A 13,086-nucleotide genomic window follows, 5' to 3' on the forward strand; every position below is an offset into this window, starting at 1 on the left:
TCACTCGCATTTAAGCACCTTTGAACGAGGCGGAGGTGATTTTTTACGCATAGAGTAAGTGGTGAAACGCTGTTTTAAATTAACAAAGGGACAATGACAGCCGTGAAAATAGAATCCGTAAACGTAACCGTTTTTACTTACCCAACCCGCCGAGTTTCTGACAGTGCAGGCCATTCTCACCCTGGCCCGGAAAGCCTAGCGAAAATGGCGATGCTGACGATTACCACTGATGAAGGTGACTGTGGTTACTCTTTCGCGCCACCAGAAGTGGTGCGCCCATATGTAGTGAATGCATTCTTCCGCAAAGTGCTGGTCGGGCAAGACCCGTTTAACCGCGAACGTATCTGGCAGGATCTGGTGCACTGGCAGCGTGGCAGCGCACACCAACTTACCGAACGTGCACTCTCGTTTGTTGAGCAAGCACTGTGGGATTTAATTGGCCGCAAACTGAAAGTGCCGGTCTACAAATTGCTTGGTGGATTCCGCGACAAAGTGCCTGCTTACGGCAGCACCATGTGCGGCGACGAACTGGAAGGGGGTTTATCTACGCCAGACGAATTCGGCCAGTTCGCTGAAAAGCTGGTCGCTCGCGGCTATAAAGCCATCAAACTTCACACCTGGATGCCACCGGTTGCCTTCGCTCCCGATCCAAAAATGGATGTTAAAGCCTGTGCCGCCGTGCGTGAAGCCGTTGGCCCGGATATCGATTTGATGCTTGATGGCTATCACTGGTACAGCCGCAGTCAGGCGCTGTATATCGGCAAGGCGCTGGAAAAACTCAACTTTGCCTGGTTCGAAGAGCCGATGGAAGAAGAGAGCATGGCTTCTTACGTCTGGCTTTCTGAGAACTTATCTATCGACGTTGTCGGGCCAGAAAGCCTCGGTGGCAAACATCATAGCCGCGCAGACTGGGTAAAAGCGGGCGCGTGCGACATCCTGCGTGCCGGAGCGAACGGCGTTGGCGGCATATCACCAACCATGAAAGTTGCTGCACTTGCCGAGTCCTTCGGCATGGACTGTGAAGTTCACGGCAACGGTGCGGCAAGCCTTGCGGTTGTCGGTGCGATTCGTAACTGCCGCTGGTACGAGCGCGGTTTACTGCACCCGTTCCTTGAATACGATGAGCCAGCCGCTTACCTGAACAGCATCGTTGACCCGATGGACGCCGATGGTTTTGTGCATTTGCCACAACGTCCGGGCTTGGGTGAGGACATCAACTTTGACTATATAGAAACGCATACAATAAGCCGTGATTAACCCGTTACAAAAATAATAAGCCCAGGCTGATAGCGCCTGGGTAGTCATTACCCTACAAAAACGGTATCTATCATGAATCGAAGCTCCCGACTGAGGGCGTGGTTGCTCACGCTCCTGTTCATGTTCGGCAGTAGCTCGGCGATGGCGAAAACGCCACCTGACCAGCTAATCATCGGCATGAATATGAATAACCTGCTCACCCTCGACCCGGCCGCCATGACCGGTAACGAAGTGGTGGGACTGGTGGTAAACCTCTATGACTCGCTGGTGGAGTTAGACCCTGCGAAACTCACCAACGTGCGCCCGGCACTGGCAACCTCCTGGGATATCTCGGAAGACGGCAACCGTCTGACATTCCACCTGCGCGATGGCGTGAAATTCCACTCTGGTAACGTACTCACCGCAGACGACGTGGTGTGGTCAATGCGCCGTGTTTTGCACCTCAATCTGGCGCAGGCATCAGTTTGGAAATCCTACGGCTTTAGCAAAAAGAACGTCGATGAGCATGTGAAAGCACTGGATGCCTCGACGGTGGAAATCACGCTGCCAAAAGCCAACGACCCGCAGCTGGTGATTTACTCGCTGGCGGCGTTGGGAAGCGTGGTGGTGCTGGACAGTAAAACGGTAGAACAGCATGTACAAAACGATGACTGGGGTAACCGCTGGTTGACGACCAACGAAGCGGGTTCTGGGCCATTTAGCCTTGATGTATGGCAGGCAAAAGATGTATTGCGTATGAAGCGCAACCCGGATTACTGGCGCGGCGCGCCTAAACTCTCCCGCGTGGTGTTCCGTCACTTCCAGGAGTCGCAAACTTTACGGCTGATGATCTCCAAAGGCGATCTGGATATTGCCAGCAACATGGCGGTATCTGACGTAAACGCCTTGCGAAAAGATCCCGATTTGACCGTCGATGCAGTAAAAAAAGGCACCATATATTACGTTGCCATGAGCATGAAGGAAGCGCATTTCGCCAACCCTAAAGTGCGCGAAGCTGTGCGTTATCTGATTGATTATCAGGGTATCAATAAAGCATTGATGCCGGGGTACGGCGTGCTACATCAGCGCCCAATTCAATCTGGAATGCCGGCAACGCTTCCGAACCCAGGCTATGCGCTGGATATTCCACGGGCCAAAAAACTGCTGGCGGAAGCCGGTTATCCTGACGGGTTTGATACCACGCTGCGCGTACTTGCGGATCAGCCATTCCTCAATATTGCCATCGCGGTGCAGTCCACACTGATGCAGGCGGGAATCAACGCGAAAATCGTGACCGGCACGGGCAACCAGATTTACGGCGCAATGCGCGAGCGTAAGTTTGACATATTGGTTGGGCGTGGCGGCAGTGGCGTAGAACCGCATCCGCATTCCAGCCTGCGCTCTCTGGTTTACAACCCGGATAACAGTGACGCTGCGCGTCTGACTAACTTCCAGGGTTGGCGTACCAGCTTCTACGACAAACAAATTAATCAGCAAATCGATAAAGCTCTGGTGGAGCGCGACCCAACTAAGCAGCGTGAAGAGTATCAGGCGATTCAGACCCGTTATGACGAGTTGATCCCTGCATTATTGCCGCTTTCACAAATGGTGGATTCGGTGGTGGTGCGCAATGAAGTGCAGAACTACCAGCCGCACCCATCAGCCACCACTTTCCTGCGTGATGTTTATAAAACGCCTGCTGCTGAAAATGGGGAGAACAAAGGATGAGTATGATCCTGTTGGCACCGGGTGGCCGCACCCGGCGTTTCTCAAAACGCTTAAGCCAGGTGCTGATCACCTTGTTTGGCTTGCTGTTACTGACCTTCTTTATTGGCCGTGTGATGCCCATCGACCCGGTGCTGGCGATTGTCGGCCCGGACGCTGACCAAAGCACCTATCAGCAGGTTTACCACCAGCTTGGCTTTGATCAATCTCTGGCAACGCAGTTTTGGATTTACCTCGGTGGCTTACTGCATGGCGACTTAGGAAACGCCCTGCTGACCGGGAAACCGGTGGTGGACGATATTCTGCGCGTGTTCCCGGCAACCCTTGAGCTGGCGACGGTGGCCATTATTGTCGGTGCGGGCCTTGGTATTCCACTAGGTGTCTGGGCGGCGGCTCGCCGTAACAGCGTGGTGGATTACGCCGTGCGCATTATCAGCCTCGCGGGTTATTCGACGCCGATTTTCTGGGTCGGGATGATGGGGCTGCTGCTGTTTTACGCCTGGCTCGGTTGGGTGGGTGGCGCAGGCCGCATTGATTTAGGGCTGGATGGCATTGTCCCGCGTCGTACTGGATTGTTGCTGGTGGATGCATTATTGGCGGGAAACAGCGCGGTGTTCTTCAACGCACTTAACCACCTGATTCTTCCGGCATCTCTTTTGGGTTTCCACTCGCTGGCTTACATCAGCCGCATGACGCGCAGCTTTATGCTGGCTCAACTGTCGCAGGAATTCATTATTACTGCGCGTGTGAAAGGGCTAACAGAGCGCCAGGTTATCTGGAACCATGCTTTCAGAAACATTCTGGTGCAGCTGTTAACGGTGGTGGCGTTGGCTTACGGCTCTTTATTGGAAGGTGCGGTGTTAATTGAAACCGTGTTCTCGTGGCCGGGTTTTGGGTCCTATCTCACGGGCAGTTTGCTGTTGGGCGATATGAATGCGGTGATGGGCTGTGTGCTGGTGGTCGGGGTGATCTTCGTGTTGCTGAACCTGCTGTCTGACATGCTCTACCAACTCTTTGATCCGAGGACAAAATCATGACCGTCTCCTTTGGAACACCTCAACTCACCGCTGCTGATGAGCGTTCATTACGCTTCAAACGTGCCGGTCTGCGGGCTGTTGGTTTTATTGGCAAGATGGCGCGCAATCCGCTGACGGCGATTGGAGGAGGGATTGTTTTCCTGTTGCTGCTGGTGGCAATTTTCGCCCCGTGGATAGCGCCATTTAACCCACTGGTGCAGGATTTGAGTAATGCGCTAACTGCACCAAACGCCACACATTGGTTTGGCACCGATGAGTTTGGCCGCGATATCTTCAGCCGCCTGGTTTACGGCTCGCGCATCACGCTTTACATCGTGCTGCTGGTGTCGGTCACGGTTGGCCCGCTGGGCTTGCTGCTTGGCGTTACGGCGGGTTATTTCGGCGGAAAAGTCGATATGGTATTGATGCGTGTCACCGACATCTTCATTTCGTTCCCAAGTTTGGTACTGGCACTGGCATTTGTTGCGGCACTTGGCCCCGGCCTTGAACATGTTGTGATTGCAATTACGCTAACAGCCTGGCCGCCGATTGCCCGCCTGGCGCGTGCGGAAACCCTTTCGCTACGGCAGGCTGATTTTATCTCTGCCGTCCGCCTGCAAGGGGCTTCGCCGGTTCGTGTGCTGTGGCGTCACATTGTGCCGCTGTGCATGCCGTCGGTGATTATCCGCATCACTATGAATATGGCGGGTATTATCCTGACCGCCGCCGGGCTTGGCTTCCTGGGGCTTGGCGCACAACCGCCAGAACCGGAGTGGGGGGCGATGATCTCCAGTGGGCGCACTTACATGATGGAGTGCTGGTGGGTAGTAACGATTCCGGGGCTGGCGATTTTAATCAACAGTCTGGCATTCAACTTCTTGGGAGATGGCTTACGTGACATCCTCGATCCTCGCAGCGAATAACTCGCCGCAACTGCTTGATGTACGCGACTTGAATGTGACATTCGTTAACGGTCGCCAGCAAACCCACGCGGTACGTGGTGTTTCCTTCCAGCTCGGACGCGAAAAGCTGGCGATTGTCGGCGAGTCCGGCTCCGGGAAATCCACCGTCGGGCGTGCGCTTTTGCAGCTTCACCCTAAAAAGGCGCAGATCACCGCCGATCGTATGCAGTTTGGCGACGTGGATTTGTTAAATGCCACGGACGCGCAAATGCGCGATGTGCGCGGCAAACGAATTTCCATGATTATGCAGGACCCGAAATACTCACTGAACCCGGTGATGTGCGTTGGTGATCAAATTGCTGAAGCGTGGCTGACGCACCATCGCGTTGGCCATAAAGAGGCGAAACAAAAAGTGCTGGAGATGCTGGAAGTGGTGCGCATTCGCCAGCCGGAACGCGTCTATAACCTCTATCCGCACGAAGTTTCCGGCGGGCAGGGGCAGCGCATTATGATTGCGATGATGCTGATCACCGACCCGGAAATGGTGATTGCCGATGAGCCGACTTCCGCACTTGATGTTTCAGTGCGTTTGCAGGTGCTGGCGCTGCTGGATGATTTAGTGCAATCGCGTGGACTGGGGCTGATTTTCATCAGCCACGACATCAACCTGGTGCGCAGTTTCTGCGATCGTGTGCTGGTGATGTACGCCGGGCGTGTTGTGGAATCTATCGCCGCCAAAGATCTGGATAACGCGCAGCATCCGTACACGCAGGGCCTGATAAGCGCCTTGCCGGATATGGACAAACGGCGTGCGCATCTGCCGGTTCTACAGCGCCAGGCCAGTTGGCTAACCCAATAAGGAGCAACGTATGTCATCCATGATTGAAGTCAGCCAGCTTAATTTAACCTTTGGCGAAGTGGCGAAAACCAACCAGGTGCTGTTCGATGTGAATTTCAACGTTGGGCACGGTGAGATTTTTGGCCTGGTGGGGGAGTCGGGTTCCGGGAAAACCACGGTGCTGAAATGCCTGGCGGGTTTATTTACCCACTGGCAGGGCAAGTTGGTGATTGACGGAACTGAACTCGAGCACAAAATCAGCCGCGAGCGGTGCCGCATGGTGCAAATGGTATTTCAGGACCCCTACGGTTCGCTCCATCCGCGCCATACCATAGGCGATATTCTGGAGGAGCCGCTACAAATCCAGGGATTCACTGACCGCGACCGGCGTATCAATATGATGCTGGATAAAGTTGGTTTAAACCGGGCATTTCGCAGTCGCTATCCGCATCAGCTTTCCGGTGGGCAACGTCAGCGTGTGGCGATTGCACGTGCGCTGATACTTGAACCGGAAGTGCTGCTGCTTGATGAACCTACTTCGGCATTGGATGTTTCGGTGCAGGCGGAAATTCTCAATTTACTTTCGGATTTACAGCAAGAATCGAAACTCACCTATTTAATGGTGACGCACGATTTAGGCGTCATTGCGCATTTATGCCATCGCGTGGGTGTGATGCAACACGGGCGTATTCTGGAATCGCTCGGCACCGATAATTTAATCAGCGGTGCCGCGCAAAATCCGTATACGCAAATGCTGGTTAACGCTAGTCGTCAATATAGCCGTGAAATGGCAAGCCAGGTGGCGCAGTTCTGACTCGACTCAATTGCCCGTCTGCTTAACCCAGCAGCGGGCAGTTTGGTGGCAGACGGCAGCTCAGCGCATTCGGATGGATATCAATGCGGAACTTCTGACTGGTCAGCGGCTCGCCATCAAGATTAAAAGTAATGTCGTGCGGGGCGGTTATCTCAAACCAGGATGAACGCCCATCAATGATATTTGGGTTGTCGTCTGGTTGCGTCAGAGTTTTAAAAATCGCCGGGAGCAACTCTTCGCCGGTGAAAATGCGCAGTTCTAACAGCCCATCGTTAATCAACGCCTGCGGGCAAAGTTCTTGTCCACCTCCCGCCTGACGGCCATTGCCGATGCCAATCACCAGCGCGTCGCCTTGCCACTCAAAATTCTCACCACGAATTTCGCAGCGATCCGGTTTGAGCGTGTCGAGGCGAATCAGGCCGTGAACGAAATAGGCGATCCCGCCCAGTGCCGCTTTAAGTTTTTCCGGTGTTTCGGTGGTGATACGCGTCCCGAAACCACCGGTCGCCATATTGATAAACCAGGCCGATTCGTTCACCTGCACCAGATCGATAGGCGTCCCTTTGCCGACAATTGCCAGTTGCAGCGCTTTGTCCAACTCCTGTGGAATGCCGACGCTGGTGGCAAAGTCGTTGGCGGTGCCGAGCGGTAAAATGCCCAACACCGGACGGTGTTCAGGGGCCAGTTGCGCCAGCGCGGTCGCCACTTCGTTTATCGTACCGTCACCGCCTCCGGCAATAACCGTATCAACGCCCATCCTGGATGCTTCTTCAACATAGCGAATCGCATCACCTTGTTCCCAGGTGACGCGGATGTGTAACGTGTACCCCTCATCACGCATGACGCTGACGGCGCTGCGCAAAATATCGTTATTAGCACCTTTGCCGTTCAGAATGACGAGCGATACCGGAAACTGCTCCATGGCAAACCTCTGGAAATGTAATTGAATTCAAAGTGTATCTTATGTGTGGGATTTGCGGGTAAGAACAGGCTGAGTCTGCGGGGTTTAGCAAAAAAGAAGGCCTGCGGAAGGGAGATTCCACAGGCCAATGAGGTGGTTCCTGGTACATATCCGTCATACTTTAAATTGTAGATGCGTTGGCTTTCCTCGTTCACCCCAGTCACTTACTTGAGTAAGCTCCCGGGGATTCACTGCGTCGCCGCCTTTCTACAATTCGAATTATTAGGATATAGCTAGCATTTATGGGTTATGTTTTTCAGCCCGGCGATAATAACCGTATACAGCGAAGCGGTATGTGATCGGTTTCTAAGAAATGTCCTGGCGCGGAAAAAATACCCACAATGAGTGACTTAGCGCGCGTTCTGAGCAACCAAATTGCGCATCAGCAGCGCGTAATCCAGCGAAACATCTTCTGGGACAGGCATCCAAACGGTGTGGCCATCGCCTGGAGCCACTTCAATCGGCTGCGCTTTGGTATTTTCCAGCACTTCCAGCGTGAAGGTGACGTTGCCTTGTGGCGTCATTAATTCCAGGCTGTCGCCGAGCAGGAATTTGTTCTTCACTTTCACTTCTGCCAGGCCGTCACGGCGTTCACCGGTAAATTCACCGACAAATTGCTGACTTTCAGAAACCGAGTGGCTGTACTCGTAATTCTGATAAGAATCATGATTATGGCGACGTAAGAAACCTTCGGTATAACCGCGATGCGCCAGTCCTTCAAGCGTGGTCAGAAGCGTTGGGTCGAACGGTTTTCCTGCAGCGGCATCGTCGATCGCACGGCGATAAACCTGAGCGGTACGCGCGCAGTAATAGTAAGACTTGGTGCGGCCTTCGATTTTCAGCGAGTGCACGCCCATTTTGGTCAGGCGCTCAACATGTTCAATGGCGCGCAGATCTTTGGAGTTCATGATGTAGGTGCCGTGTTCGTCTTCGAACGCCGTCATGTATTCGCCAGGACGTTTACCTTCTTCCATCAAAAACACTTTGTCGGTTGGTGCGCCAGCGCCCAAAGTTGGCTCTATGTTCTGAACCGGAATCGGCTCATGAAGATGCACGATATTGCCGACATCATCTTCCTTACCTTCTTCAACTTTGTACTCCCAACGGCAGGCGTTGGTGCAGGTGCCTTGGTTCGGGTCGCGCTTGTTGATGTAACCAGAAAGCAGGCAGCGGCCAGAATAGGCCATGCATAGAGCGCCATGAACGAAGATTTCCAGTTCCATATCTGGCACTTGTTCACGCACTTCAGCGATCTCTTCCAGCGACAGTTCGCGTGAAAGAATCGCACGCGTCAGACCCATTTGTTTCCAGAACTTCACGGTTGCCCAGTTTACGGCGTTGGCCTGCACAGACAGGTGAACGTCCATTTCCGGGAATGCTTCGCGTACCATCATGATAAGACCTGGGTCGGACATGATCAGCGCATCCGGGCCCATATCGATAACCGGTTTCAGGTCACGGATAAAGGTTTTCAGCTTAGCGTTATGGGGAGCAATGTTGACAACCACATAGAATTTTTTGCCGAGCTCATGGGCTTCGTTGATGCCGAGCTGGAGGTTTTCGTGGTTGAATTCGTTATTGCGCACACGCAGGCTGTAACGCGGCTGGCCCGCATAAACCGCATCGGCACCATAGGCAAAAGCGTAACGCATATTCTTCAGCGTTCCGGCTGGCGAAAGGAGTTCTGGTTTAAACATGATTTTCTCGTTCTGATTTCAGGTCAGAAATCACCGCACTGGGTGCGATGATTTTAAGGCGCGTGCATAAGGCACAGTTTTAGGGCGGGAATTGTAGCGCTAATGCTCGTCATACTTCAAGTTGCAGGGGCGTTGGCTGCGCTCACTTACCCGAATCACTTACATAAGTAAGCTCATCGGGATAACTTCCCTTGCCGCCTACCTGAAACTCGAATTATTTTGAGCATATTAGTTCCAGAAACTACCTTTACGCAATACGGCACTCGTCGGCTTCCCAACGGTAACCCACACCATATACCGCGCGGATAAACGACTGTTCTTCATCTAATGCTTCGAGTTTACGGCGCAGGTTTTTAATATGGCTGTCGATGGTGCGGTCAGTCACTACGCGGTAATCATCGTAAAGCTGGTTAAGTAGCTGTTCGCGGGAAAAGACTTTGCCCGGTTCGTGGGAAAGGGTTTTTAGCAGTCGGAACTCAGCTGGTGTTAAGTCCAGCAGCTTGTCGCGCCAGCTTGCCTGGAAGCGTCCTTCGTCAATGATTAACGGGCTGATTTCGTCGGCAGCAACCGGGTCGCGCTGGCGTTTGCAGCGGCGCAAAATAGTTTTCACGCGCGCCACCACTTCACGCGGGCTGTACGGTTTACAGATGTAATCATCGGCACCAATTTCCAGCCCTAATAAGCGGTCGATCTCTTCGATTTTGGCGGTGACCATCACAATCGGAATTTCCGAGAAACGACGGATTTCGCGGCATAGCGTCAGGCCATCGGTGCCTGGCAGCATCAAATCAAGCAGGATCAAATCCGGCGGTGTCTGGCGCACGAAAGGCAGCACTTTGTCGCCGTGAGTGATCAATTCTGGGGCGTATCCCGCGGCACGTAAGTAATCAATCAACAGTTGGCCGAGCTTCGGCTCGTCTTCAACAATTAAAATACGCGGTGTGTTTTCGTCAATAGGTAATTCGGTCATACAGGTCTCAACGATTCTGGCTCCAGCGGTAACTCTACTGTAATGCTTACCCCGCCGAAAGGCGAATGCGAGGCGTAAAGCTTGCCGTTATGGGCCGCAACGATATTCTGGCAGATGGACAAGCCGAGGCCGGAGCCGCCGCTTGCGCGGTTGCGCGAACCTTCAGTGCGGTAGAAACGCTCAAACAGCATGGTGAGTTGTTCATCGCTGACACCCGGCGCGCTGTCGGCAAAGTGCATGACAAAACGTTGATTCACCACTTCGCCGGAGATAACCAGCTGGCCGCCCGCATCGGTGTAGCGCAGGCTGTTTTCCAACAGGTTATTGAATAACTGCATTAAACGATCGCTGTCACCGAAAATGGTGGCGCTATCAGGCAGCGCCAGGCTAATTCTTAAACCACGTGAGTTAAAGCGTTCGCGGAAGGCTCCCGCCACAATTTCCAGCAGGTTAATGATATCCAAAGATTGCTTCTGGTAGGCCAGTGCGCCTTCGTCAGACATTGACAATTGGTGCAGGTCATCAACCAGTTTGGTCAGTGTGGCGACCTCCATTTGTAGTGACGCCACGGATTCCGGCGTGAATTTACGCACGCCATCCTGAATCGCCTCCAGCTCGCCGCGTAAAATCGCCAGCGGGGTGCGCAATTCATGGGAAATATCCGCCATATACGCGCGGCGCATATTATGGTTTTTCTCAAGCGTGCTGGCGAGCTGGTTAAAGTCCTGCGCCAGTTTGCCGAGTTCATCCTGGCTGGTGGAGTCCACTCGGGTGGTGAAATCCCCGGCGGCAAGTTTGTGTGTCCCTTCAACCAGGCGCTTAACCGGTGCCAGCAGGCCACGCGCTAACAGGAAGGTTGCGGCGGCGGCGAGCAATGTTGCCAGGCCGACGATTATCCAGCTGGTACGCCGTTGTTGACGGTCGAAATTAATATCGGTGTTGCGCGTCAGGCGTTCAACCGGCGAGGCGACAACCCAGCCTGCATCACGGCCATTAACGTTTATCGCCCGGCGCATACCGTCTGTGGGAACCGGGCCACGTGGGCCAACCAGCACTTTGTAATCCTGGTCGACGACCCAGAATTGAGTGCGCCAGCCGTGCGGTGGCAGGTTGTTATTTTCTACATCGCCATGCTCGAATGAACGCAGCAGCTTGAACATAAAGCGATCATTATTGCGCAGAAACTGCCAGTTTCCGTGCTGTTCATACTGCTCGCCCAACGCGTCGCTTAGCATCTCCAGCCGCTGTTCATTGCCACGTTTGATGTAATCAATAAACCCATGTTCGAAACTGAGCCGCACACCCCAGTGCATGATTGCCAGCACCAGCAAGCAAGTCGAGAAAATCGCGAGGAACAATTTGCCGGTAATTCCAGGCCGCCAGAGCTTCATGAGCTCCTCCTTTTGCGTCGCGCAATCACGACATTTTTGGTGGTGTCTTTCGGGACGCGAGCAAAAATCAGTGCGGGCAGGGCGATAACCACCGCCATGCTGAGATACGTATACATAAACACGCTGTGGACTACGGTGCTATCTGCCGTCAGTTGATGATGACCGTACATTCCCAGTAACAACCCGGCGATGGTGACGCCGATACTCATCGAAAGCTGCATCACCATTGAGAGCATGCTGTTGCCGCCGCTTGCGAGGTCATCAGGTAAATCTTTCAGCGTCAGCGTGTTCATTGAAGAGAAACGTGTTGAGTTCACCATGCCGAGCAGGAACAACACCACTGGTAGCAGGTAGTACCAGCCCAGCAGCGCGGTTGCCATAAACAGTAGAATTACCAGCGCTAAACCGAGCGTGGTGGCAACTAACACGTTGCGATAGCCAAAACGGTTAACCACCTGTACCACAATGCGCTTCATGCCCATGCTGCCGAGCACCATTGGCACCATCATCAGGCCCGCGTGGAATGGCGAAAAACCGAGGCCGATTTGCAGGAATACCGGTGTCATAAACGGGATCATGCCGCTGCCGATGCGGCCGCAAAAACTGCCTAGTAGCCCGAGAGAAAATGTCTGCGTCTTAAAAAGGTTTAGATTGAATAGAGCGTTGTCATTGGCTTTGGCATGCCATAAGTAGAGCGCCATTGCCGTAGCACCGCCACCAACCAACAACCACACAGTGGATGGGCTAACGCCTAAACCTTTCGCGCCATCAAGCGCAATGGTCAACGCCGCCATGCCAAATGCCAGATAGACAAAGCCCATCATGTCGAATTTACGTGTCTGCATGGTGTAGTTCGGCATCAGCCATAGCGTGGCGATGGCTCCGATAATGCCAACCGGCAGGTTAATCAGGAAGATCCAGTGCCAGGATGCATATTCCACCAGCACGCCACCGAGCGCCGGGCCAAGCAGCGGGCCAATTTGCTCCGGCAAAGTGACGAAGGTCATCGCTGCCATATACTGCTCGCGCGGCACGATTTTCATCACCGTTAAGCGCCCGACGGGCACCATCATCGCACCACCGATACCTTGTACTACGCGCGCCATCACAAGCTCGTTAAGCGTTGAGGCGTGCGCGCAGAGCAATGAGCCAATGGTGAAGAGCACAATTGCGGTGAAGAAGATATTGCGCACGCCAACGCGGTCCGCCAGCCAGCCGCTGGCGGGCAACATTACCGCCACCGTCAACACATACGACACGATAACCGAGTGCATGTGTAACGGGCTTTCGCCCAGGCTCGCCGCCATAGAGGGCAGGGCGGTGTTGACGATGGTGGTGTCGAGCGACTGCATAAAGAAGCCAAAGGCGACTATCCACAGTTGCCAGCGCACGGCGGCAGGCAATTCGGTCATTTAAATATCCTTCATACTTGAAGCTGCAGCAGCGTTGCTGCGCTCTTTCGCCCAAATCACTTACTCAAGTAAGCTCATCGGGACTCATTCACTTGCGGCCTTGCTGCAACTCCAATTATTTTGG

General features: G+C 53.7%; 11 protein-coding genes. 6 read left to right on the forward strand and 5 right to left on the reverse strand.

Features of this window, described 5'->3' with window-relative positions; translation table 11 throughout:
• Window positions 1–102 precede the first annotated feature (102 nt).
• The 6 genes from LVQ79_RS12575 to LVQ79_RS12600 all read left to right on the forward strand — a co-directional run bounded on the left by LVQ79_RS12575 (window position 103) and on the right by LVQ79_RS12600 (window position 6,531).
• Window positions 103–1,257 carry a mandelate racemase family protein gene (locus LVQ79_RS12575; RefSeq protein ID WP_232865199.1) on the forward strand — a complete coding sequence of 385 codons (1,155 nt, stop codon included), beginning with the start codon at window positions 103–105 and terminating at the stop codon, window positions 1,255–1,257.
• Between the two features lie 72 nt (window positions 1,258–1,329).
• Entirely contained in the window at window positions 1,330–2,964 is a 1,635-nt protein-coding gene (locus LVQ79_RS12580; protein WP_232865200.1) for an ABC transporter substrate-binding protein, read from the forward strand.
• Window positions 2,961–3,998, forward strand: coding sequence for an ABC transporter permease (locus LVQ79_RS12585; protein WP_232865201.1), 1,038 nt, complete (start codon window positions 2,961–2,963; stop codon window positions 3,996–3,998). Before LVQ79_RS12580 ends, LVQ79_RS12585 begins: the two co-directional genes overlap by 4 nt.
• A complete protein-coding gene (locus tag LVQ79_RS12590) occupies window positions 3,995–4,900 on the forward strand; it encodes an ABC transporter permease (protein ID WP_232865202.1) in 906 nt (301 codons plus the stop codon). Before LVQ79_RS12585 ends, LVQ79_RS12590 begins: the two co-directional genes overlap by 4 nt.
• On the forward strand, window positions 4,872–5,738 hold the full coding sequence (locus LVQ79_RS12595; protein WP_232865203.1) for an ABC transporter ATP-binding protein: 867 nt from the start codon (window positions 4,872–4,874) through the stop codon (window positions 5,736–5,738). The genes LVQ79_RS12590 and LVQ79_RS12595 overlap by 29 nt, the downstream gene beginning before the upstream one ends.
• A 19-nt stretch (window positions 5,739–5,757) precedes the next feature.
• Window positions 5,758–6,531, forward strand: coding sequence for an ABC transporter ATP-binding protein (locus tag LVQ79_RS12600; protein WP_232865324.1), 774 nt, complete (start codon window positions 5,758–5,760; stop codon window positions 6,529–6,531).
• A gap of 22 nt (window positions 6,532–6,553) precedes the next feature.
• On the opposite strand, the gene yegS is transcribed toward LVQ79_RS12600, so the two are convergent.
• The 5 genes from yegS to LVQ79_RS12625 form a co-directional block, all read right to left on the reverse strand.
• Window positions 6,554–7,453, reverse strand: coding sequence for a lipid kinase YegS (gene yegS, locus LVQ79_RS12605; RefSeq protein WP_232865204.1), 900 nt, complete (start codon window positions 7,451–7,453; stop codon window positions 6,554–6,556).
• Window positions 7,454–7,842: 389 nt separating this feature from the next.
• The gene (gene trhP / locus LVQ79_RS12610; protein WP_232865205.1) at window positions 7,843–9,189 is read right to left on the reverse strand and encodes a prephenate-dependent tRNA uridine(34) hydroxylase TrhP; all 1,347 of its coding nucleotides are present in this window, start codon (window positions 9,187–9,189) and stop codon (window positions 7,843–7,845) included.
• Window positions 9,190–9,436: 247 nt separating this feature from the next.
• The gene (gene baeR, locus LVQ79_RS12615; protein WP_064559538.1) at window positions 9,437–10,159 is read right to left on the reverse strand and encodes an envelope stress response regulator BaeR; all 723 of its coding nucleotides are present in this window, start codon (window positions 10,157–10,159) and stop codon (window positions 9,437–9,439) included.
• On the reverse strand, window positions 10,156–11,550 hold the full coding sequence (gene baeS, locus LVQ79_RS12620; protein WP_232865206.1) for an envelope stress sensor histidine kinase BaeS: 1,395 nt from the start codon (window positions 11,548–11,550) through the stop codon (window positions 10,156–10,158). Before baeS ends, baeR begins: the two co-directional genes overlap by 4 nt.
• On the reverse strand, window positions 11,547–12,962 hold the full coding sequence (locus LVQ79_RS12625; RefSeq protein ID WP_232865207.1) for an MFS transporter: 1,416 nt from the start codon (window positions 12,960–12,962) through the stop codon (window positions 11,547–11,549). Before LVQ79_RS12625 ends, baeS begins: the two co-directional genes overlap by 4 nt.
• Window positions 12,963–13,086 lie beyond the last annotated feature (124 nt).

This window comes from Buttiauxella cochleicola, assembly GCF_021282405.1.
GTDB lineage: Bacteria > Pseudomonadota > Gammaproteobacteria > Enterobacterales > Enterobacteriaceae > Buttiauxella > Buttiauxella massiliensis.

What these genes read in the sequence shown, in the direction of transcription:
- LVQ79_RS12580 (WP_232865200.1), top strand. Translation starts at nt 1,330, where the DNA reads ATGAATCGAAGCTCCCGACTGAGGGCGTGGTTGCTCACGCTCCTGTTC.
- LVQ79_RS12625 (WP_232865207.1), bottom strand. Translation starts at nt 12,962, where the DNA reads ATGACCGAATTGCCTGCCGCCGTGCGCTGGCAACTGTGGATAGTCGCC.
- LVQ79_RS12590 (WP_232865202.1), top strand. Translation starts at nt 3,995, where the DNA reads ATGACCGTCTCCTTTGGAACACCTCAACTCACCGCTGCTGATGAGCGT.
- trhP (WP_232865205.1), bottom strand. Translation starts at nt 9,189, where the DNA reads ATGTTTAAACCAGAACTCCTTTCGCCAGCCGGAACGCTGAAGAATATG.
- yegS (WP_232865204.1), bottom strand. Translation starts at nt 7,453, where the DNA reads ATGGAGCAGTTTCCGGTATCGCTCGTCATTCTGAACGGCAAAGGTGCT.
- LVQ79_RS12585 (WP_232865201.1), top strand. Translation starts at nt 2,961, where the DNA reads ATGAGTATGATCCTGTTGGCACCGGGTGGCCGCACCCGGCGTTTCTCA.
- baeS (WP_232865206.1), bottom strand. Translation starts at nt 11,550, where the DNA reads ATGAAGCTCTGGCGGCCTGGAATTACCGGCAAATTGTTCCTCGCGATT.
- baeR (WP_064559538.1), bottom strand. Translation starts at nt 10,159, where the DNA reads ATGACCGAATTACCTATTGACGAAAACACACCGCGTATTTTAATTGTT.
- LVQ79_RS12600 (WP_232865324.1), top strand. Translation starts at nt 5,758, where the DNA reads ATGATTGAAGTCAGCCAGCTTAATTTAACCTTTGGCGAAGTGGCGAAA.